Origin of the sequence: Amycolatopsis sp. NPDC058278, assembly GCF_042881395.1 — a bacterium.
In the GTDB taxonomy this organism is placed as follows: Bacteria; Actinomycetota; Actinomycetes; order Mycobacteriales; family Pseudonocardiaceae; genus Amycolatopsis.
In genome coordinates, this window is sequence record NZ_JBHVXZ010000149.1 from 1 (window position 1) to 21220 (window position 21220).

Annotated in this window: 16 protein-coding genes; 9 read left to right on the forward strand and 7 right to left on the reverse strand. The window is 71.2% G+C overall.

Annotated elements, in window-relative coordinates; all coding sequences use genetic code 11:
• Positions 1-5 precede the first annotated feature (5 nt).
• Positions 6-239, reverse strand: coding sequence for a hypothetical protein (locus ACFVYA_RS43595; RefSeq protein ID WP_387053660.1), 234 nt, complete (start codon positions 237-239; stop codon positions 6-8).
• Between the two features lie 111 nt (positions 240-350).
• Between ACFVYA_RS43595 and ACFVYA_RS43600 the strand changes: the two genes are divergently transcribed.
• Positions 351-935 (forward strand): hypothetical protein, encoded by a 585-nt coding sequence (locus tag ACFVYA_RS43600; protein ID WP_387053662.1) that lies wholly within the window; start codon positions 351-353, stop codon positions 933-935.
• A gap of 43 nt (positions 936-978) precedes the next feature.
• On the opposite strand, the gene ACFVYA_RS43605 is transcribed toward ACFVYA_RS43600, so the two are convergent.
• Positions 979-2607 (reverse strand): glycoside hydrolase family 27 protein, encoded by a 1629-nt coding sequence (locus tag ACFVYA_RS43605; protein WP_387053664.1) that lies wholly within the window; start codon positions 2605-2607, stop codon positions 979-981.
• Positions 2608-2914: 307 nt separating this feature from the next.
• Here ACFVYA_RS43605 and ACFVYA_RS43610 point away from each other — a divergent pair, with 307 nt between their 5' ends.
• Complete coding sequence (locus ACFVYA_RS43610; protein WP_387053666.1) at positions 2915-5812, forward strand: glycoside hydrolase family 9 protein; 2898 nt, start codon at positions 2915-2917, stop codon at positions 5810-5812.
• A gap of 170 nt (positions 5813-5982) precedes the next feature.
• On the opposite strand, the gene ACFVYA_RS43615 is transcribed toward ACFVYA_RS43610, so the two are convergent.
• Positions 5983-7182, reverse strand: a complete 1200-nt coding sequence (locus ACFVYA_RS43615; RefSeq protein WP_387053668.1) for a glycoside hydrolase family 5 protein — start codon at positions 7180-7182, stop codon at positions 5983-5985.
• A gap of 237 nt (positions 7183-7419) precedes the next feature.
• Here ACFVYA_RS43615 and ACFVYA_RS43620 point away from each other — a divergent pair, with 237 nt between their 5' ends.
• Entirely contained in the window at positions 7420-7770 is a 351-nt protein-coding gene (locus ACFVYA_RS43620; protein WP_285985531.1) for a UBP-type zinc finger domain-containing protein, read from the forward strand.
• An 85-nt stretch (positions 7771-7855) separates the two neighbouring features.
• On the opposite strand, the gene ACFVYA_RS43625 is transcribed toward ACFVYA_RS43620, so the two are convergent.
• Positions 7856-8620, reverse strand: coding sequence for a DUF1206 domain-containing protein (locus tag ACFVYA_RS43625; protein ID WP_387053670.1), 765 nt, complete (start codon positions 8618-8620; stop codon positions 7856-7858).
• Positions 8621-8790: 170 nt separating this feature from the next.
• Between ACFVYA_RS43625 and ACFVYA_RS43630 the strand changes: the two genes are divergently transcribed.
• The 4 genes from ACFVYA_RS43630 to ACFVYA_RS43645 all read left to right on the forward strand — a co-directional run bounded on the left by ACFVYA_RS43630 (position 8791) and on the right by ACFVYA_RS43645 (position 13161).
• Positions 8791-10131 carry a DUF4041 domain-containing protein gene (locus tag ACFVYA_RS43630; protein WP_387053672.1) on the forward strand — a complete coding sequence of 447 codons (1341 nt, stop codon included), beginning with the start codon at positions 8791-8793 and terminating at the stop codon, positions 10129-10131.
• 18 nt (positions 10132-10149) lie between these two features.
• The gene (locus ACFVYA_RS43635; RefSeq protein WP_387053674.1) at positions 10150-10710 is read left to right on the forward strand and encodes a DUF2510 domain-containing protein; all 561 of its coding nucleotides are present in this window, start codon (positions 10150-10152) and stop codon (positions 10708-10710) included.
• A gap of 148 nt (positions 10711-10858) precedes the next feature.
• Positions 10859-11701 carry a MerR family transcriptional regulator gene (locus tag ACFVYA_RS43640; protein ID WP_387053676.1) on the forward strand — a complete coding sequence of 281 codons (843 nt, stop codon included), beginning with the start codon at positions 10859-10861 and terminating at the stop codon, positions 11699-11701.
• Positions 11702-11808: 107 nt separating this feature from the next.
• On the forward strand, positions 11809-13161 hold the full coding sequence (locus ACFVYA_RS43645) for a TIGR01777 family oxidoreductase (protein ID WP_387053678.1): 1353 nt from the start codon (positions 11809-11811) through the stop codon (positions 13159-13161).
• A 24-nt stretch (positions 13162-13185) separates the two neighbouring features.
• On the opposite strand, the gene ACFVYA_RS43650 is transcribed toward ACFVYA_RS43645, so the two are convergent.
• A complete protein-coding gene (locus ACFVYA_RS43650) occupies positions 13186-14250 on the reverse strand; it encodes a winged helix DNA-binding domain-containing protein (RefSeq protein ID WP_387053680.1) in 1065 nt (354 codons plus the stop codon).
• Between the two features lie 142 nt (positions 14251-14392).
• On the opposite strand from ACFVYA_RS43650, the gene ACFVYA_RS43655 reads away from it, so the two are divergent.
• The gene (locus tag ACFVYA_RS43655; RefSeq protein ID WP_387053682.1) at positions 14393-15349 is read left to right on the forward strand and encodes a helix-turn-helix transcriptional regulator; all 957 of its coding nucleotides are present in this window, start codon (positions 14393-14395) and stop codon (positions 15347-15349) included.
• Positions 15350-15381: 32 nt separating this feature from the next.
• Here ACFVYA_RS43655 and ACFVYA_RS43660 read toward each other — a convergent pair whose 3' ends face one another.
• Positions 15382-17643 (reverse strand): glycoside hydrolase family 3 N-terminal domain-containing protein, encoded by a 2262-nt coding sequence (locus ACFVYA_RS43660; RefSeq protein ID WP_387053684.1) that lies wholly within the window; start codon positions 17641-17643, stop codon positions 15382-15384.
• Positions 17644-17775: 132 nt separating this feature from the next.
• On the opposite strand from ACFVYA_RS43660, the gene ACFVYA_RS43665 reads away from it, so the two are divergent.
• On the forward strand, positions 17776-18099 hold the full coding sequence (locus ACFVYA_RS43665; protein ID WP_387053686.1) for a DUF6204 family protein: 324 nt from the start codon (positions 17776-17778) through the stop codon (positions 18097-18099).
• Positions 18100-18235: 136 nt separating this feature from the next.
• Here the strand turns inward: ACFVYA_RS43665 and ACFVYA_RS43670 are convergent.
• On the reverse strand, positions 18236-21220 hold a 2985-nt coding region (locus ACFVYA_RS43670; RefSeq protein ID WP_387053688.1), incomplete at its 5' end, for an RICIN domain-containing protein.

Below are 21220 nucleotides of genomic sequence, written 5' to 3' on the forward strand. Positions count from 1 at the left end.
CGGGGTCACCGGCGGCCGGGCAGCCTCCCGACGACCCCGCGGCGGCGTCCCGGCTCCGGGAGGGGCGTGGTGCCCACCCGCAGCACGATGTCCAGCACCGCCGCCTGCTGTTCGCCGGCGGCATTGGCGAAGCCGGGTGACGCCGCAACGGCGCGGCGGAGGTCGTCGGGATCGGCGGTGCCGCTGTCGAACCCGCTGACCCGGGTGACGTCGATGGGGCCTCGGCACGGTGTTTCCACGCGAAAGTTCTCCTGCTGTTCGGACGGTGCGTAACCCGTTATCGCTCCGTTACCACCTCTGCGTTACCGTCCCCTTGTCCCTCGGACAGGTGAGAAGGTGGGCTCGGCACCATGACGAAGTGGCCCCGGTGGTTCGACCTCGACTGGAACAGCGACGAGCTCAGGCCGGACGAGCAGGCCTTCCTCGCCGCACTCCAGCAGGCGAGCGCGCAGTGGGATTTCGAAAACACGGCCAGCTGGGCGGCCCGGGACGAGTACGAGCACCCCTGCCTGATCGCCGTCGTGACGCTCTCCGATCCTGTCAAAAACGTCATGCGGGCCGAGTTCGGCGTCCACTACCGGGACGGGCGCGCGCAAGGTGACCTGCTGCACAGCTGCCTGCACGAGCTCCCGGACGAGCCGACGCCGTCCGGCCTCGACGTGACCGGCAGCCCCGAGGAAGTGGCGGCCGCGTGCGCGGCCTGGTTCGAGAAGACCCTCCGCAGGCCCTTCGTTTACCAGGAATGGCAGCGCGAACCCCTCGGCCGGCGCCACGCCGAGACCCGGAAACCGGCCGGCAACGGGAAGGCGCCGGTCCGGTTCGCCGAGTCCGCCGCCACACCCCGTCGGCGCCTGTTCCGCGAGGGCTTCGTCTTCGGCCGCTTCCGGTTCAGGGGCAACGAGGACCCGCCTTCCCGCGAACGACGCGTGCGCTGAGTGCGGCACCGCTGCCACACTCAGCGCACGCGGCGCCAATCGGTCAGACGCGGCTCCACTGCTGGTTCGCCTGGCCGTTGCAGGTCCACAGGATCGCGTGGGTTCCGTTGGCGGTCGCGGCCCCTTCGACGTCGAGGCACAGTCCTGATTGGACGTTGCGGATCGTGCCGTCCGAGCCGAGCGTCCACTTCTGGTTGCTCTGGCCGGTGCACGAGCGGCTGAAGACGCGCGCTCCGCTGGTCGTGCCGTCGAGGCACTTGTCGCCGAAGACGCGGATTTCGCCGTTGTCCCAGGTGGTCCACAGCTGGTTGGCGGCCGTCTGGCAGTCCCAGATCAGCGTGCCCGCGCCGGAGGCGGTGGAGCCGTTGTCGACGTCGAGGCAGCGATTGGCGCCCGCACCGCGCAGCCGCGACGTCGTGGCGGCGAGCGGGGTGCCGCCGGAGACGCGGTAGGCGGCGGCTCCGTGGGCGGGCACGCTCGCGCTGATCGAGCCGCTGCTCGCCGAGGTGCCGCCGGTCCACAGGTCGGTCAGGGTGAACGAGGTGCCGGAGAGGCCGATCTGCGCCGCGGTGGTGCTGATGGTCGTCGTGCCGCTGCCGCGGTTGAGCAGGCCGACGGCGACGGACCCGTCGGCCAGCGGCTTGGCGAAGACCTCGACGTTGCCGTCGTCGCGGACCCGGCGGCCACCGGCGCCGAGGCGGTCCTGGTCGACCGCCAGCAGGCGCGGGTTGCGCAGGACGGCGCTGATGTCCGCGGACATGGTGCGGATGTCGTTACCCGCCATGAGCGGTGCCGCCATCAGGGCCCACAGGGCGAAGTGCGCGCGGGATTCGGTCAGCGACAGGCCGGGACGGCCGACGACGAGCATGTCGGGGTCGTTCCAGTGCCCGGGGCCGGCCTGGGCGGCCAGCGGGGCGGTGACGTCGAGGACGTTGCCGACGCCCATGGGGTAGCTGTTGGTGTTGCCGTTCTGCCAGATGTCGAGCAGGTCTTCGGTGGTGCGCCACAGGTCGGCGACCTGGCCCCAGTCGTACTTGTCGCCGGTGATGGCGTGGTAGCTGTTGGGGTTGATGCTGTACACGATGGGCCGGCCGGTGCCGCGCAGGGCGTCGCGCATCAGGCCGAAGCGGCTGACCTGCTCGTCGCGGGTGCCGGCGGGGGAACACCAGTCGTACTTGAGGTAGTCGACGCCCCAGGAGGCGAACGTCCGGGCGTCCTGGGCTTCGTGGCCCTGGCTGCCGGTGGAGCCGGGGTAGGCGCCGCCGCGCTGGGCGCACGTGCGGTCGGTGGGGACCTGGTAGATGCCGAACTTCAGGCCGCGGGCGTGGATGTAGTCGCCGAGGGCCTTCATGCCGCTGGGGAACTTCGAGGCGTTGCCGCGCAGATTGCCCTGGGCGTCGCGTTGCGGGTCGAACCAGCAGTCGTCGACGACGACGTACTGGTAGCCCGCGTCGCGCATGCCGGACGAGACCATCGCGTCGGCGGCCTGGTGGATGGTGGATTCGCTGACGTTGCAGCCGAAGCTGTTCCAGCTGTTCCAGCCCAGTGGCGGGGTCACCGCCGGGCTCCCGGGCGCGGCGACGGCGGCGGCCGGGACCGCGGTGGACAACGACAGCGCGGCGGCCGTCGCGGCGAACAGGTGCAGGACCCGTGAACGGGTTCGAGCGGGCATCGTCGCCCCTTTCCGACGGGTGGACCGACAGTTAGCGTTAACATTGTCGGCCGCACTGATGGTCGCGAAACTTTCCGAAAATTTCGGCCTGGCTGACCCGGTGGCCCACGTATGTATAGACGAACGCCGGTAGCGCGTCCACCCTGCGTCCGCGGATCATTGCCAAAGGCGCACGCGCATGATTACAGTTCCTCGTCTGGGAGCGCTCCCACTGCAGTGACATCCGGGGCTCCGCCCCGGGCCGGGGGCTCCGCCACCCGGAGCCCCCGAAAAACTTCCGCCGGGCTCAACGACGAGGAGATGGCGAATGCGGGCAAGGAAATTCCGGGCTGGTCTGGTGTTACTGGCGGTGACGGCGCTCGGGCTGACGGCGGGTTCCGTGCCCGCGTCCGCCGCGACGTACGAGCGGCTGCTCAACGGCACCTTCGCCGGCGGCACCATCGACCCGTGGTGGGCCGGGGCCGGGACCACCGGCAAGGTCACCGGCGGGGAGTTCTGCACCGACGTCACCGGCGGCACGGCCAACGGCTACGACGCGCTGGTGGGCCAGAACGGCGTTCCCTTCGAGACGGGCCAGCAGTACACGCTGACGTTCGACGCGCACGCGACGGCCGCCCAGCAGATCTCCGCCGTCGCGGGCGAGGCCGTCTCGCCCTACCGGCAGATCTCCCGGACCGACCTCACGGTCACGCCCGCCACCCAGCACTTCACCGTCACCTTCACGTCCACTTTGGACTTCCCGAACGCGGGCAACGGCCAGCTGGCCTTCTGGTTCGGCGGCCAGGCCGCGAACAACACCGTCTGCCTGGACAACATCTCGCTGATCGGCGGCGTCATCCCGCCCGGCGGCCTGCCGCCGACGAGCGGCATCCGGGTGAACCAGGAAAGTTACACCCCCGGCCTGCCCAAGCACGCCACGGTGATCAGCAGCTCGGCGACGCCGGTGACGTGGACGCTGCGCAACTCCGCCGGCACCGCGGTGACCACCGGCCAGACCCGGCCCCGCGGCGCGGACGCCGCCTCCGGCGAGAACGTCCACGACATCGACTTCTCCGCCTACGACACCGCGGGCACCGGGTACACGCTCGTCGTCGGCACCGAGACGAGCTTCCCGTTCGACATCTCCGCGGACGGGCTGAAGAAGCTGCGCTACGACTCGCTGGCGTTCTTCTACCACCAGCGCAGCGGCATCGCGATCGACGCCCGGTACGTCGGGGCGACCTACGCGCGCCCGGCGGGGCACGTCAACGTGGCGCCGAACCAGGGTGACAACAACGTGCCCTGCCGGTCGGACCTGAACTGCGGCTACACCCTCGACGTCCGCGGCGGCTGGTACGACGCCGGCGACCAGGGCAAGTACGTCGTCAACGGCGGCATCGCGACCTGGGAGCTGCTCGACGAGTACGAGCGCGCGCTGAAGCTGGGCGACGCGAGCGCGCTGGGCGACGGGAAGCTGGCGATCCCCGAACAGGGCAACGGCGTCCCCGACATCCTCGACGAAGCCCGCTGGGAAGTCGACTTCCTGCTCTCCATGCAGGTGCCCGACGGCAAGCCGAACGCGGGCATGGTGCACCACAAGATCCACGACGCGCAGTGGACCAGCCTGCCGACCCGGCCCGACCAGGACAGCCAGCCGCGCCGGCTCTCCCCGCCGAGCACGGCGGCCACGCTGAACATGGCCGCGGTCGCGGCGCAGGCGTCCCGGCTGTGGCGGGCCATCGACCCGGCGTACTCGGCGAAGCTGCTCGCCGGGGCCGAGAAGGCGTACGCCGCGGCAAAGGCCAACCCGAACGTGCTCGCCGACCCGAACGACGGCACCGGCGGCGGGACCTACAGCGACAACACCGTGACCGACGAGTTCTACTGGGCGGCCGCGGAGCTCTTCGCGACGACCGGCAAGAGCGGGTACCGCACCGACGTCACCGGTTCGTCGCTCTACCGGGGGGTCAGCTTCAACACCCACGGCTTCGACTGGGGCTCGACGGGCGCGCTCGGCGACATCACCCTGGCCCTGGTGCCCACCGACCTGCCCGCGGCCGACGTCGCGGCGATCAAGTCGGCGATCACCACGACCGCCGACAGCCACCTCGCGCAGATGGCGGGCATGGGCTACCCCGCGCCCTACCGCACGGCCGACGGCACCTACGAGTGGGGATCCAACGGCCTGGTGGCCAACAACGGCGTCGTGCTCGCTCTGGCCTACGACTTCACCAAGCAGGACAAGTACCGCGACGGCGCGTTCCAGGCCATGGACTACCTGCTGGGCCGCAACCCCGCGAACTACTCCTACGTCTCCGGCCACGGTGACCAGGCGGTGCAGAACGTGCACCACCGGTTCTGGGCGCACGAGCTGGACCCGTCGCTGCCGACCGCGCCGCCCGGGGCGCTCTCCGGCGGGCCCAACAGCGGCCTGCAGGACCCGACCGCGGCCCGGCTGCTCACCGGCTGCGCACCGCAGCGCTGCTTCGTCGACGACATCCAGGCGTACTCGGTGAACGAGGTCGCCATCAACTGGAACTCGGCACTGGCCTGGCTGGCGAACTGGACGGCGGAGAAGTCGCCGTCCGCGGTCGACACGACCGCCCCGGCCGCCGCCGGCAAGCCCGTCGTCTCGGCGGTGTCCGCCACCGGCGCGACGGTGACCTGGCCGGCGTCCTCGGACGCGGAGAGCGGGATCAAGAGCTACGACATCGTCGGCGTGACCGGCTCGGCCCGCAAGGTTCTCGCCACCGTCACCGGAACGACCGCGACCCTGACCGGGCTGTCGCCGTCGACGGCGTACACCCTGGTCGTGGTGGCCCGCAACGGCGCCGGCCTCACCGGGCCGGACTCGGCGTCGACGCAGTTCACGACGCTGCCGGACGCCTCGGGCGGCGGCTGCTCGGTGACCTACACGGCCACCTCGTGGACCGGCGGCTTCACGGCCTACCTCACGGTGACCAACACCGGGACGACGACGTGGCCGACGTGGGCGCTGAAGTTCACCTTCCCGGGCAACCAGAAGGTGACCCAGGGCTGGTCGGCGACGTGGGCGCAGTCCGGCGCGGGCGTCACCGCCACGGCGATGCCCTGGAACGCTTCGGTGGCGCCGGGCAAGTCGGTTTCGATCGGCTTCAACGGCAGCTACACGGGCAGCAACCCGCCTCCGACGGCCTTCGCGGTGAACGGCAAGACCTGCTCGCCGGTCGCTCGATCGGCGAACTGACGGAGACTCCGCTAGCGTCACACCTGCGGGCAGGTGCGCCTCCTCCCCCCTCGGCGCATCTGCCCGCACTTTTCTGCCCGCATCCGGGCCTTGTCCCGGACCTGCTTCGCCGCGGTGCCCGGCGCCCCGCCGTCCGATGTGGACGGGATGATCACCCGGACGGACCCGGGTCATCGACCGGCGAGGCCGCCCATGATGGCGTCGATGATGCCCTGGTGGGTCACCGCGTAGGACTTCCGGTCGAACAGGCCGAAGCCGTACTGGCCGTTGTTGCCGTTGTCCCAGTAGACGGTGGCGGCGCCGTACTTCTTGGACGTCGACACGATGGCGCGCGCGAAGTCGGCCCGGTACCGGTTGCTTGACGAATCGAACGAGGACTTGTCGATGGCCCCGTATTCGCCGACGACGACCGGATAGCCCTTCGCGACGAATGCGTCGTGCACCAGCTTCAGCTGGGCGTCGAGGTAGTCTTCCTGTCCCCAGGTCGATTTCTTCGACGGATTGGTCGCGCCCCGGCCCCACTGGGTGATGTTGCCGTTTTCCTCGCCGGCGAAGTCCCACGGGCTGTAGTAGTGCACGGAAATCATGATCCGTTTTTCGGCGGCGGGGACGGACGAGGAGCGGAACTGGTCGGTGGGCAGCTTGAATCCGTAGTTCCCGGCGGTGTAGTCGATATTGGTGTTCCAGCCGGCGACGAGCAGCCAGCGTGAACTGTTGTTCCCGCCGGTCTTGCGCACGGTGTCGACGAAGATCTGGTTGTAGGCGTTGATGTTCGAGTAGCACGGCTGTGTCGGGTTGCCGTACTGGCCGTCGAACTCCTCGTTCATGGACTCCAGGACCAGGTGCTGGTCGTAGCCGGCGAACCGGGCCGCGACCTGCTGCCAGACCTTCTGGTACTTGGCCTTGATGGTGGCCTGGTTGCCGGAATCGCAGATCAGCCAGGAGCCGTTGACGGTCTTGTAGCCGTCGCCGTGCATGTTGATCAGCACGTACAGGCCGCGCTGGTAGGCGTAGTCGGCGACCTGCTGGATCCGGTTCAGCCAGGCGGCGTTGACCGAGTAGTTCGGGCCGGCGCCGATGTTGTTGAGGTAGGAGACGGGAATCCGGATGGTCTTGAACCCGGCCGCCTTGACTTTGTCGATGAGCGCCGGGGTGACGGCCGGCAGTCCCCACGCCGTTTCACTGGGCACGCCGTTGCTGCTGGCTTCCAGCTGATTTCCCAGATTCCACCCGGCGCCCATGTCGGCGACGATCTGCGAAGCATTCAGCGGAGTGGCGGCCGTGGCCGGTTCGAGCCCGGACACGCTCGCGGTGACGGCCAGTGCGGCGGCAAGGAAGACGGACCGGAGCTTCGTTGCTCTCGAAGTCATGACGGATACCTCTCGTCCCCATTGGTGGACATATTCCAACATGGTCGGTACTCGTCGTCAATCCTTCCCTGTGATGCTGATCTTTGATTCGAAAGAACGGCGATCGAAGAAATCGAATAATCGAAAGAATCGACAGCCATTCGACGCGAAACCGGCTCGGCCGCCCGGGTCTGCGGGCTGCTCGTGGCAGCACCTAAGGTGGAGGGGTCCGGTGCCGGACCGAGCAGAGGAGTGCGCATGCAAGGAGTGGATCCCTCGGTGCCGCCCAGTGGCACGGGGTGCGCGGACTGCGAGGCCGCCGACCCGCAAGGCTGGTGGTTCCACCTCCGGCGTTGCGCGGAATGCGGCCACATCGGGTGCTGCGATTCCTCGCCCGGGCAGCACGCCAGCGGCCACGCCGCCGCCAGCGGGCACCGGGTGGCACGCAGCTTCGAGCCCGGTGAAGAGTGGTTTTGGGACTACGGCGAAGAGGTGCTGTACGAATCCGGCCCCGCGCTCGCCGCTCCCGAACACCGGCCGCTCACCCAGGCCGTGCCCGGCCCGGCCGGCCGGGTGCCCGAGGACTGGACCCAGCACCTGCACCAGTGACCGGTTCACCCCGCGGGCGGTGAACGCCACCCGCGGGCGGGCCGGGCCCGGGTGCGCCGCCGAGCCCGGCTGACCCCGGTCCGCGTCACAGCCGGCGGAACCGTGCCTCCAGCAAGGCGAACACCCCGAACACGGCGATTCCCACCGCCAGCGCCAGCAGCAGGACCTGTCCGTACGGCTGCACGGCCAGCGTCTTCAACGCGGGATCCAGGCCGGCGGCCTTGCCGGGGTCGTAGCGGACGGCCGCCAGGACGAACATCGCCCCCACCGTGGCGTAGGTGATCCCCACCGCGCACCAGCCGATCTGGCCGAGCCGGGTCGTGGAGAGCCGGAGGGTGCGGGACGCGCCGCCGAAGTCGAGGTCGTGGAGGAACTTCTTCCGCGCCCCGCGGTAGGCGAGCCACGCCGCGATCACGATGACCAGGACTCCCGCCGCGATCACCGCGACCGCGCCCCACGGCCGGCCCAGCACGCTCGCGACCACCGACCCGGCCTTGCCGGACGTACCCATCGCCGTCTTGCCCGCGCTGTAGGCGACGAGGCCGTACAGCACCACTTCGACACCGCTGACGGTCCGCCGCACCCATCGCCGCCGGGGTCCGGCGTTCCGGTGGCCGGTGACCGCCTCGGCGAGTTGCCACAGCGCCAGCACCCCGGTGCCGGCGGCAACCAGCCAGAGCAGCCAAGCCCCGCCTTCGGAAGCGACGATCTGCAGCGCCCCCGCCTTGTCGGCCCGCTCGTTGTCGCCGAGCGCCACCTGCGCGGCCAGCCACGCGACGATGAGGTGCACCCCCGCATAGCATGTCAACCCGATCCGGGCAAGCAGGCTGAAAACTCTCAGTTCGGGCATGAAGGTGAGTTTTGCTCACCTTGGCCGGTTTGACCAGACACGATCGTGAGCGCGGGCGTCAGTGTCGGCGCCGCCGACGTAACAGGCCGAGAGAAGCTGACGATCTCAGGTGAGCCATCCGGTCCGCGGTGACCGGATGCCGGGGTGACGAGGGCGGAGAGGTAGCAGCGGTGGCTCTGTTCGGTGCTCGGGAGAATGCGGATCTGGCCGCGTTGCAGCAGCAGCTCGGTGCTGCGCACGCGACGATCGCGGAGTTGCGGGGCTGGGTCACCCAGCTGCGTGGTGTGGAGACTCCTGCCCTCGAAGCCGACCTGCGTCGGCTGCGTTCGGCTGTCGAGAGGTCGAAGCAGGAGAACGCGTCGCTGAACGCCTCACTCGATCAGCTGAGATCCGAGGCCGGGGCCTGGCAGTCGAGACTGGTCGAAACGCGGGAACTCGCGTTGCTGCAGGAAGTCGGTTTCTACGAGTACGCCCATCCCTTGGATGACGCCGTCGCCTACAAGGACGAGCTGAAGATGCTGCGCGAGCGGATCAAGGCCGAGGCGCGGGGCAGCGCGGTCAGCTGCCAGGTCGACTGGGCCGTCAACGGTTCGGTCAAGGAGGGCCAGAAACTCGGCCGCGACATGGCCAAACTCATGCTGCGTGCCTACAACGCCGAAGCCGACAACGCTGTCCGCGTGGTCAAGCCGCACACTCGTGAGGCGGTGAAGAAGCGCCTGTCGACCACCCGGGACACGATCGGCCGGCTCGGCGTGCTGATGCGGATCGCCGTTTCGGACAGCTACCACCGGCTTCGGCTCCGCGAGATCGATTTGACCTCCGACTACCTCGTGAAGGTCGAGGCCGAGCGAGAAGAAGCCCGGGCGGAACGTGAGCGCCTCCGCGAAGAAGCCAAGGTGATGAAGGAGATCGAGCGGGAACGCGCCCGCCTGGACAAGGAGCGAGCCCACTACGCCACGGCGATCGCCAAGCTCGAAGCGAAGGGCGATCTCGAAGGCGTCGCACAAGCGCGGGAGCAGCTGACGTCGATCGACGAAGCCATCGCGGGGGTCGAGCTGCGCGCCGCCAACATCCGGGTGGGACACGTGTACGTCATCTCCAACATCGGGGCGTTCGGCCCGAACGTGGTCAAGATCGGCATGACCCGGCGGTCGGAGCCGCTCGACCGGGTCCGTGAACTCGGTGACGCTTCCGTGCCGTTCCGCTTCGACGTCCACGCCCTGGTCTTCTCCCAGGACGCGGTCTCCCTGGAAACCGAGCTGCACCGGCGGCTGAGCCACAAGCGCGTCAACCTCGTCAACATGCGGCGGGAGTTCTTCTACGCCACGCCGGCCGAAGTGAAGGAGGAGCTGCTCGCCATCCATAACGCTCACCTCCTCCAGTACATCGACACGCCCGAGGCCGTCGAGTGGCGCGCGTCCGAACCGAGCCGGCGCGGCGCCGGAGCGCCGGTGCTTTCGGCCGTGGCCGTGCCCGCGGACGGCGACCTCTCCGACGACGGTGGTGAGTGACCGGTGATCCAGCCACCGATGACCCCGGTTCGCTCGCCCGGATGGTTCACCGACCCCCTCGACGAACTGCTGATGCGCTACTGGGACGGGCGGCACTGGACGTTCCACACCGCCGAGCGCCCGGAGGTCGTCGCTCCGCGGGTCGAGCCTCCGAAGCCGCCCGAGGCGCCTCCCGCCCTTCGGCCGGACATCGCGCACGCGGTGAGCCGGGTGAGCGGACTGCTCATGGGCTCGATGAAGGAGGTCAACCTGCTGGCCGGCTTCCTTCGGCCCGAGGAGCGGGTTTTGGCGCTGACCGGCGCGCAGGGGGAGGGCTTCGGGGTTCTCGCGTGCACCACCCAGCGGCTTGTCTTCCTCTTCGTCGGCATCGTGCGCAAACAGTTCCTCGAGGTCGAGTGGAACCAGGCCAAGGCCGCGGTCTTCAACCGATCGACGAAGTTCCTCGCCGTGTACACGACTCGTCCGACGAAGCGCGCGGTCCCGGCGATGGCCGTCAAGGTGAGCAACGTGTCCGACGCCCACGCGATCGTCCACGCGGCTGAAGCGGCGTCGGCCGCGCCCCGGCTCGACATCGTCTGAGCGCGGGACGAGGACTCACCGCGTTCCCCCGGTCGCATCGCGAATGCATCGCAAGTTCGTCCCTCTGTGCCGCTCGCCGACCGGTTCTCGGCCTGCCTCACGGGTACGGTGATGCAAAACCTGTGCAACCGGCGCCCGGGGAGACCGCGTGAGCAGAACACCGGAGTCGCGGTCCCTGAGTTCGGGGGAGGTCGCCCGGGCCCTCGGCGTCTCGCAGGTGACGCTGCGGACCTGGGAGCAGCGGTACGGCATCGGTGCCTCCGATCGCGAGGAGAACGGCCGCCGCCGGTACACCGCCGATGACGTCGATCGGCTGCGGCGGATGCGGGCGCTTCAGGCCCAGGGCAGCCGGGCGCGCGATGCCGCCAGGTTGGTGCTGTCGCGGTCGGCGGCGGAAACGACCGTCGACCGGCGACGGCAGCGGATCACCGAGGCCGCCGAACTGCTCGACGTGGCCGCCGTCGGCGACCTGGTCGACGACGCGCTCGCGAGCCTGGGCGTCGCCAAGTCGTGGACCGAGGTCGTGGCGCCGGTCCTGCGCGCCATCGGGGCGCGCTGGGCGCGCACGGGCGACCGCGACGCGATGGCCGCGGAGTGGGCGCTGGCCGCCGCGGCTTCGGCGGCGCTGGACCGGCTGCGGGCGCCGGCGCCCGCGCGGGGTCCCGCGCTGTTCGTGTGCGGGCCGGCAGAGCGGCACGAACTGCCGGTCAAGATGCTCAGCGCGGCGCTGGGCGACGACGGCGCTCCGGCGATGTTCCTCGGCGGCCCGGTGTCGCTGGACGTCCTGCGGGTGGTGGCCGCCCGGTTCGCGCCGAGTGCGGTCGTCGTGTGGTCGATGACGTCGCCGTCGGCGGATGTGCGAACCTTGCGCACGCTGCACGCCGAGGGCGTTCCGGTGCGCCCGGCCGGCCCGGGCTGGTGCGGCCTGCCGACGGTCGGCGAGCCGCTGCCGCCGTCGTTCGCCGACGCCTTGACAGCCTTGGGGATTTGACGCCCTGCATCGAGTATGAATCGCAAAACGGCGGCTTCGACAGGCGTAGTCACGAATCTGCGCCTACGCTTGCGCACATTGCATCGTCTGTGCATCGAGAGGTGATCGTGGCCAGGGTCTTTCGCTCGGTCGTCCCGTCGGCGGTCGAAGACGTCTTCGCCTGGCACGCCCGGCCGGGGGCGATCACCCGGCTCACCCCGCCGTGGCAGCCGGTGCGCGTCGGCGCGGAGGCGGGCTCCCTGCGCGACGGCACGGCCAAGCTGGTCCTGCCCGGCGGCGTGCCGTGGGTGGCGGCGCACGAAGCGGACGGCTACCGGCCGCCGCACCAGTTCGTGGACCGGCTCGCCTGTCCCGTGCTGCGGTGGCGCCACACGCACCGGTTCGACGCGGCCGGCCCCGGCCGGACGGAGGTCACCGACCACGTCGACACCCCGGTGCCCGAGGCGTTCCTGCGCTCGATGTTCGCCTACCGGCACCGCCAGCTGGCCGCCGACCTGGCCGCGCACCGGCGCTACCGGCACGACCCGCTGACGGTCGCGGTGACCGGGGCGAGCGGTCTCGTCGGGACGGCGCTGACGGCCCTGCTGACCACCGGGGGACACCAGGTCGTCCGCCTGGTTCGGCGGCCCGCCGAGATCCCCGGCGAGCGGACGTGGCAGCCGGACGCACCCGCGGCGGACCTGCTCGCGGGCGTCGACGCGGTCGTGCACCTGGCCGGGGCCCCGGTCGCCGGCCGGTTCGACGACCGCCACCGCCGGGCCGTGCGCGACAGCCGGATCGAGCCGACGCGGGCGCTCGCGGAGCTGGCCGCGCGCACCGACGGCGGGCCGAAGGTGTTCGTCTCGGCGTCCGCGGTCGGCTACTACGGCCCGGACCGCGGCGACGAGCTCCTCAACGAGGAAAGCCAGCGCGGACAAGGGTTTCTGGCCGACGTCGTCACCGACTGGGAAGCGGCCACCGAACCGGCGTCGGCGGCGGGGCTGCGCGTGGTCCGGGTGCGCACCGGCCTGGTGCTGAGTCCGCGCGGCGGCCTGCTGCGGCTGCAGTACCCGCTGTTCGCCGCCGGGCTGGGCGGCCCGCTCGGCGCGGGACGGCAGTGGATGCCGTGGATCGGCCTCGACGACCTGGCCGACGTCTACCTGCGCGCCCTGACCGACTCCGTCCTCAGCGGACCGGTCAACGCGGTGAGCCCGGAACCGGTGCGCAACGCCGAATACACGCGCACGCTGGGCACCGTGCTCAAGCGGCCGACGCTGCTCAAGGTGCCGTCGATCGGTCCCCGGCTGCTCCTCGGCCAGGACGGCGCCTGCGAGCTCGCCTTCGCCGGCCAGCGCGTCGAACCCCGGCGGCTGACCGCGGCCGGCCACGAGTTCCGCCACCGCCGCCTCGCCGACGCCCTCGGTCACCTGCTCGGCACCGCCGGGGACCTGATCGAATCGGCCGCCGGAGAACCGGCATGACGACGGACTGAAGCGTGGGCCGGCTCAGTCTGTGAAGGCCACCCTCTCCGCGGCCACGAACGGCAGCAGGCGGTGGGCTTCTGCCTCGACGGCGGCCCGGTCGGCGTCCGGCAGCGGGCGGAACGGCGTCAGCCGCAGCTGCGTGCCGGACAGCGCCCAGCTGCCGTGCACGCGCCCGTCGATCAGGAACGCCGGCCGCACCAGTGCGCGGCCGGGCATGATCCGCTTCCGGTCTTCGGCGGAGATGATCCGCGTCCGGTCGGCGTGGCCGAGCAGGGCGTTGTCGAACGCCGGCAGCAACCGGGCGGGCGCCGGCGTGTCGGGGCCGGGCAGCGGGCCATCGGGCAGGTCCACCAGTTCCCGGCCGTGCGGGTCCCGGTAGCTGCGCAGCTCGGCGCGCATGCTGTCGACGACCTCGCCCAGCCGGGTCAGCCCGCTCCACGCCTGCACGTCCTGCACACCGGCCGGGCCGAACGCCGCGAGGTACCGGCGGACCAGCTCCCGCGCGCTCGCCGGCGCGCCGGTCTCGACGGCGGTGACCGAAACGGACGACCGGGTGCCCCAGGCGCCCCAGCCGGCGGTGGCCGGGTCGTGGACCACCGCGGTCCGCAGTTCCACCAGACCGGCCAGGATCCGTCCGTCACGGCCGGGGTAGCGCTCCGCCAGCCGCCGGGCCAGCTCGGCGCGGGGCATCGCCTGGCCGCCGAGGATCCGCCGGCCGGCCGCCACCAGCTCGGCGGTGTCCAGGCCCGCGGTGGCGCGGCTGAAGTAGGCCGCCCCCGCGGTGCGGTCGAGCACCGGTTGCAGCAGCGGCCGGAACCGGCGGAAGTCGCCGGCCGCGGCGAGGTGCTGCGTGCTGCGCAGCAGGCCCGACCGGACGACTCGGCGGCTCTCCAGCAGGGTGGTGAGCCCGGCCTGGTCGAAGTCCCGGATGCGGCTCCACAGGCCGACGAACGGCCAGTTCGGCTCCTGGGCCTGCATCGCGACCAGCCGCCCGAGCACCGCCAGCGGGGTGTCGCCGGTTCGGGTCAGCAGGAACTGCCGCTGCAGCAGAGCGCGGTTCAGGGCGTCGGACGACAGCACGGTCACGTCAGCCGCACCGAGACGCGGCCGCGATAAGCACGTTGCGGGTGATCATCGAGGTCTTCCCTCCATCGGTTCCGGTCTTCGAGGGGGACGTTAACCGGGCTTCCGGTCACTTTTCGTCCGGAACGCTTGCGAGGATGGGGACATGGCGAACACCAGCTCCCGCGCCCTGCGACTGCTGTCGCTCCTGCAGACCCACCGGCACTGGCCGGGTCCCGAGCTGGCCGGCCGGCTCGAGGTCTCCGAACGCACCCTGCGCCGCGACATCGAGCGGCTGCGCGACCTCGGCTACCCGGTCCAGGCGGCGCGCGGCACCGACGGCGGCTACCAGCTGTCGCCGGGTGCCGTGCTGCCCCCGCTGCTCCTGGACGACGAAGAGGCGGTCGCGCTCGCGGTCGGCATGGGCGATGCCGCGCAGAGCGGGATCGCCGGCATCGAGGAAGCCGCCGTCCGCGCGCTCACGAAGGTCGTGCAGGTTCTCCCGCCGAGGCTGCGCGCACGAGTGGACGCGGTCCGGGCGATGACGGTTTCGCCGGCCTCGACCGGGCCGATCGTCGCGTCCGGCACCCTCACCGCGGTCGCCCGCGCGTGCCGGGACGAGGAACGCCTCCGCTTCGGTTACACGGCAAGGGGTGCGGCGCCGGCCGAGCGCGAGGTCGAGCCCCACCGCCTGGTCGCCCAGGGCGGCCGCTGGTACCTGGTCGCCTACGACCTGACCCGCCACGACTGGCGCAGCTTCCGCCTCGACCGCCTGACCGGACCCCGGCCGACCGGGGCCCGGTTCCGGCCGCGCGAGCTGCCGGCCGAGAACGCGGCGGCCTTCGTGCAGACCAGCACCGGCGCCGCGGCACCCCACACGGTCCGGGTCCTCGTGCACGCACCCGAGGCCCGGGTGCGCCAGGTCGTCGGCCAGTGGGGCACGGTCGAGCCCACCGGGCCGGACAGCTGCCACCTCACGATGACCTCGGCCGGTCTGGACTGGCCGACCCAGGCGCTGGGCAACGTCGGCGCCGACTTCGAGGTGCTCGGGCCCCCGGAGTTCGCGGCGCACCTGCACGAATGGGGCAGCCGGTTCCTCCGGGCGGCACCGGCGGCCGGCTGACGCCGTCGTCCGGCCGTGCCGGGTGAGCGGGGTCAGACCACGGTGAAGCTCGCCGAGAGCGTGGCCGCCGAGCTGGTGCCGACGTAGACCTCGATCTTGCCCGGCTCGACGCGGAACCGGGCGGTGTTGTCGTAGAACCCGACGTCGTCCGGGGTGAGGGTGAACGAAACCGTCGCCGACGCGCCCGCGGCCAGGCTCACCCGCCGGAAGCCGCGCAGCCGCCGCACCGGCTGGACGATGCTCGCGACCGGGTCGCGCAGGTAGAGCTGGACGACCTCGTCGCCGGCCCGGCCGCCGGTGTTGGTGACGGTGGCGCTCACCTCGATCCGGCCACCGCGTGCCGGCAGGCGCGTGCTCGACAGCCGCAAGCCGTCGACGCGGAACGTGGTGTAGGACAGGCCGTGGCCGAACTCGTAGAGCGGCCCGCTCGCCAGGTCCAGGTACTTCGACGTGTACTTGTTGGCCGGGTCGGCGGGGCGCCCGGTGTTCTCGTGGTTGTAGTAGATCGGGATCTGGCCCACCGCGCGCGGGAAGCTCACCGGCAGCTTGCCGCCCGGGTTCACCACGCCGAACAGGACGTCCGCGATCGCGTGGCCGCCCTGTACACCGGGTGCCCACGCCTCGAGGATGGCGGGGGCGTTCTCGTGCAGGTACGGGATCGTCAGCGGGCGGCCGTTGATCAGCACGACCACGAAGGGCTTGCCGGTTTCCTTGATCGCGGCGACCAGCTGCTGCTGCACGCCGGGGAGGCCGATGTCGCTGCGTGCCGCCGCTTCGCCGCTCATCGCGGCGGTTTCGCCGACCACCACGACCGTCACGTCGGCGGCCCGTGCCGCCTGCTGAGCGGCGGCGAACCCGCCGGTATCGGTTCCGTCGACGGTGCAGCCGGGGGTGTAGCTCACGGTGGCGCCGGGTACCGCGGCCTTGATCCCGTCGACGACGGTCACCGGCGGCGTCGTCCCGGCGCCGGTGCCCAGGCCCGCCCAGGTGCCGTTGAGGTCGTAGGTCGCCGCGCCGAGCGGCCCGGCGACGGCGACCGAACCGGCGGTTTTCGCCAGCGGCAGCACGGGGCCGTCGTTCTTGAGCAGCACCATGCACCGCGCGGCGGCCTGCCGCGACGCGGCCAGCGCGGCCGGCGAAGGCGCTTTCACTTCGGCCGCTTCGTCGACGTACGGGCGCTCGAACAGGCCGAGCCGGAACTTGACGAGCAGGATCCGGCGGACGGCGTCGTCGATCTGGTCGCGGGTGATCCGGCGCTCGGCCAGCAGCCGCTCGGCGAACCGGGCGTAGTTGGTACTGACCATCTCCATGTCGACACCGGCCGGAAGCGCGGCCGCCGCGGCATCCGCGCCGTCACCGGCGAGGCCGTGCTGGATCAGTTCCTCGATGCCGGTGTAGTCGCTGACGACGAACCCGCGGAAACCGTAGGCGCCCTTGAGGACGTCGTGCAGGACGTAGCCGTTGCCGTGGGCGGGCACGCCGCTGATGGTGTTGAAGCTCGCCATCACGGTGGCGACGCCCGCTTCGACGCTGGCCTTGAACGGCGGCAGGTAGAGGTTGTGCAGCCGGTGCAGCGAGACGTCCACGGTGTTGTAGTCACGCCCGCCTTCGGCACCACCGTAGGCGACGAAGTGCTTGGCACAGGCGGCAAGCCGGTCCGGCGCGGAGTAGTCGTCCCCTTGGTAGCCCCGCACCTTGGCGACGGCGAACTGCGTCGCCAGGTAGGGGTCTTCGCCGTACCCTTCGGCAATCCGGCCCCACCGGGGTTCGTGGGTGACGTCCATCATCGGCGCGTAGGTCCAGTGGATGCCGCTGCTGCGCGCTTCCCGGGCCGAAACGGCGGCATCGGTCCCCGCGACGGCGGGGTCGAAACTGGCGCCCTGGGCGAGCGGGATCGGGAAGTTGGTGGTGTACCCGTGGATGACGTCGAGGCCGAAGAGGAGCGGGATCTTCAGCCGGGTCTGTTCGACGGCAAGGCGTTGCAGGGCATTGAGTTTCGCGGCCCCGACCACGGAGAAGACACCCCCGAGCCGCCCGTCGGCGAGGGCCGCGCGAGCGGCGGTTTCGTCGCCGACGAGCTGCAGCTGCCCGATCTTCTCGGCGAGCGTCATCTTCTCGAGCAGCGCCTCGACGCGCCGATCCCGCGCGGCGGCCTCTCCCGCGGTGGTCTCTCCCGCGGCGGCCGCGGGCGAGAGCAGTCCGAGGGAAGCCACCCCGCCGGCGACGCTGGCCAGCACCCGGCGCCGGTTCACCCCGCTCGCGGCCGAAGTTCCGTGACGATCTTGCTGCGACATGGCGGGGACCCTTTCGCGAGGCGAGCTCCTCTGACCGGTCAGGCCTGTTTCAGCGTAGTCACCGGCCGGCCGGCCGCAGCGTCAGCCGAAAACCGATTCCCCGGCCTCGACGTGCCTCGCTAGCCTGACGGCATGCCGATCTACCGCGTCCTGGTCCGTGGCAAGTTCGACCGGCCCACGGAAGCCGTCCGCGCGAAACTCCTGGCCAACGCCGGCACGGCCGGCCTGGCGGACCTGGCGTTCAGCGAAACGGGAACGCTCGCCTACAGCCGGCACCTGGGCGGCTTCAGCTACCGCGTGGCGCTGGAAGTCGCGGCCGGCGAGGACGCCACGAAGCGAGCCCACGACCAGGCCGAGCTGATGGCGATGGAGCTGCTCGAGGCCGAGAACTACCCGTACCGCGATCTCACGGTCAGCTCGACCTGCATGGACGACGTGAAGGTCAACCGCCGCTGAGCCGCAGTTCGGCGGTTCACGCGAAGTCCCTGCGTCGCACCACGAGATCGCCGATCTTCTCGGCCTCGCGGCAGCGACCGCCGAACTGGTCACCGGCCCGGCGCGGTGGGGTACGCACGCCGGGCCGGGAGCTTCATCAGGCGGGGACGAACTGCCACTGCTGGTTGGCGCCGCCGCCGGCCGTGTACTGCGCGACTTTCGCGCCGTCGCCGGTGTCCCAGTTGTAGTCGTCCGCCGCCAGCCCGCTGTCGTGGCTGAGGATGCCGAAGTACCCGTCGCCGGTGGGCCGCAGGTACCACTGCTGGTTGGTGCCGCCACTGGGCGTCCACTGCTGGAGCTGGAGCCCGGGTGTCGTGGAGTAGCCGTTGACGTCGAGCGCCTTGCCGGTGGGCACGTAGACCAGCGTGTACGCACCGCCGGGGGCGTCCTTGACCGTCCAGGCGCCGCCCCCGGTCCGCTGGACGGCCAGCGCCCCGTCGCCGGGCGCGTCGCCGGCGATCGCGAGCGGCTTGCCGCTGTTCCGGTTGACGATGCGGTAGTTCGTGCCCGCCACCGGCTGGCCGGAGATCTCGAAGCGGTCGATGGTGCCCCAGTCGTGCGTCGAAGCGGCGCGCTGGGTGCCGGTGACGCGCACGCGGATCGTGTGCGCGCCGGAGGTGAGCCGGGGGCTGGACCAGACCGGGACGTCACCGGAGCGGGTCGCCGAGTACTCGTCGACCAGCGACTCGGATCCCCCGTCGAGGGAGACGCCGACGATGCCGTGGCTCGGCGCGGTCACGGCGTGCAGCGTGACGCCGGTACCGGTGAAGCTCAGCGTCGCCGTGTCGCCCGCGACGTCACTGTAGGAGTTCGTACCGGCGTAGAGGCTGGTCTCGCCGGTCGCGTGACCCCAGCTGCCGGCGTAGGTCACCGAGGAACCGGCGTCGTCCACACTGGTCGTCGGAGTGCCCAGGGTGAGGTACTCGACGTTGTCGGTGAACGTGGTGTTGCCCGCCTTGGTGGTCGACAGCGTCAGGTGCACACGGGAGCCGGTGCCCGGCGCGGTGAACGAGATCGGCTGGGTGACCCGGGAGCCGAGCGGGATGGTGAGCGGGGTGCTGCCGGACGCGACGACCGCGCCGTCGGGCTGGTCGAGGTGCGCCGTCCAGCCGAGGGTGACGGACGTGCCGGCGAAGTCGTCGTTGAAGACGGTGACGTTCCGGGTGACGGTGCTGTTGTAGGCGTAGGTGTCCACCGCCTGCGGGAGCGGGAAGGCACCGTTCGCGTCCGACTTGCCGGAGGCCGACCAGTAGGGCAGGTCGATCGCCGCGACCGGGTTGAACGCGGCCTGGATCCGCTGGATCTGCGGGTTGCTCCACGGGGCGGGCAGGTTGTCCTCGCCGTAGACGGGGTGGCCGCCCTCTTCGGGGACGAAGTCGGTGCTCCGCACGCCGGGCACGAAGCTCGCCCAGCCGGACAGCAGGGTGTAGGGGCGCAGGTCGCTGGCGTCCTTGGCGCGCTTGGCCGCGGTTGCGGTGGCGAACCACTCGAAGCCCTGCTTGGTGTTGGACTTGTCCCAGACGTACTCGCCCTCGCCGTCGGGCCGGCCGGCCAAGGTGGCGCGCGCCTCGCCGTAGGTGCCGATGCCGTCGATGTAGTGGGAGTAGACGGCGAAGTTGCCGTTCAGCATGGTGGGGTACGGGTTGGTGTTCCAGGCGGTGTCGACGCTGACCGGCCGGGTGCCGTCGTTGCCGTTCATCGCCGCGTACAGGTCCTTCTCGAACGCCTCGGAGTCGAAGCTGCTGAGGTCCGCCTCGTTGCTCTGGCTCCAGCGGATGATCCCGGGGTGGTTGCGGTCCCGCAGGGTCAGCGCCTTCGCGTGGTCGACCATGTTGTCGTGCCCGGCGACGAAGTCCTGGCAGCTGCAGGTGCCGCGGATCGCGGTCTCGTCGATGACCATCAGGCCCAGCTCGTCGGCCACGTCGAGCATGTACGGGCTGGCCGGCTCCTGGTGAATGCGGACGACGTTGTAGTTGAGCCGCTGGTAGTTGTCGACGGCTTGCGGCCAGCCGCCGTTGGTGCCGGACGGGGGGAGGAAGCCGGGCAGCGTGTCGTAGGCGTCGCCCTTGCCGCCGTTGTCGATCCGGTCGTAGTCGGCGCCCTGCAGGCTGTCGCCGCGGTAGTTCACGCGGACGCCGTTGAGGTAGTAGTACTCGCCGTTCTGGGTGCTCTCGCGGAACCCGAAGCGGTAGGCGGCGTCGCTGGTGCGGCCGTCGTCGGTGGCCGCGTGCACCGACAGCCGGTGCAGCTGGGCGCGGTACCCGGCGCGGTAGGGCACGTTCGGCCACCAGTACGAGGCGGCGCCGAGGTTCCACGCCACCGGCCCGACCGTCACCTTGGCGGTCGAGTGGGCGGCCACGGTGACCGTGCGGCCGGGCAGGGCCGGGTAGCTGAACGACGCGCTGTTGTCCGAAGCCAGCGCACCGGACAGCGTCACCGACCGGGAGCTGCCGGACGTGTTCGTCACGGACACGTCGTAGCTGAGGCTCCGGTCGGCCACGGAGGTGCGGATGAACGCGTCGCTGACGTACACCGCCGGGTAGACGCGCAGGAACGCCGAGCGGTAGATGCCCTGGGGGATCGCCTCGGACCAGTTGGCGGCGTCGGGAACCAGGGTCTGGCTCCCGTTCTTCAGCGCGTAGCGGCCCTTGACGTGCACGCTGATCGTGTGGGTGGTGCCGGGGGCGGCGAAGGCGGACACGTCGAAGCCCGACGGCGTGAAAGCGGTGGTCCGGGTGGCGACCACCTGCCCGTCCACCGACAGCGTCGCCTCGTGGTTCACCGCGCCGAACTCGATCCACGCGGACTGCGGCTGCCCGGTGTCCGGCACCGTCACGGTGCGCGAGTACGTCGCCTCGGTCACGTCGGTGAAGCCCTGCTTGTACCAGCCGCCACCGGGCACGGTGATCGTGGTGGCCGCCCGGCCGGCGGGGGTGAAGCCCCACGACCCGGCCAGGTCGACGGAGGCGAGCGCGCCGTTGCCGGCACCGGCCCCGTCGGGGGTGGGGGAGGCCGCCGCGGGGGCCGCCTGGGCGACGGCAGTGGGCTCCGCGACCCACACCTGCGCCCCGGCCACGGCGAG

Coding starts and splice junctions, on each gene's coding strand:
- ACFVYA_RS43660 (WP_387053684.1), bottom strand. CDS start 17,643: ATGTCGCAGCAAGATCGTCACGGAACTTCGGCCGCGAGCGGGGTGAAC.
- ACFVYA_RS43610 (WP_387053666.1), top strand. CDS start 2,915: ATGCGGGCAAGGAAATTCCGGGCTGGTCTGGTGTTACTGGCGGTGACG.
- ACFVYA_RS43620 (WP_285985531.1), top strand. CDS start 7,420: ATGCAAGGAGTGGATCCCTCGGTGCCGCCCAGTGGCACGGGGTGCGCG.
- ACFVYA_RS43635 (WP_387053674.1), top strand. CDS start 10,150: ATGACCCCGGTTCGCTCGCCCGGATGGTTCACCGACCCCCTCGACGAA.
- ACFVYA_RS43625 (WP_387053670.1), bottom strand. CDS start 8,620: ATGCCCGAACTGAGAGTTTTCAGCCTGCTTGCCCGGATCGGGTTGACA.
- ACFVYA_RS43605 (WP_387053664.1), bottom strand. CDS start 2,607: ATGCCCGCTCGAACCCGTTCACGGGTCCTGCACCTGTTCGCCGCGACG.
- ACFVYA_RS43600 (WP_387053662.1), top strand. CDS start 351: ATGACGAAGTGGCCCCGGTGGTTCGACCTCGACTGGAACAGCGACGAG.
- ACFVYA_RS43615 (WP_387053668.1), bottom strand. CDS start 7,182: ATGACTTCGAGAGCAACGAAGCTCCGGTCCGTCTTCCTTGCCGCCGCA.
- ACFVYA_RS43665 (WP_387053686.1), top strand. CDS start 17,776: ATGCCGATCTACCGCGTCCTGGTCCGTGGCAAGTTCGACCGGCCCACG.
- ACFVYA_RS43655 (WP_387053682.1), top strand. CDS start 14,393: ATGGCGAACACCAGCTCCCGCGCCCTGCGACTGCTGTCGCTCCTGCAG.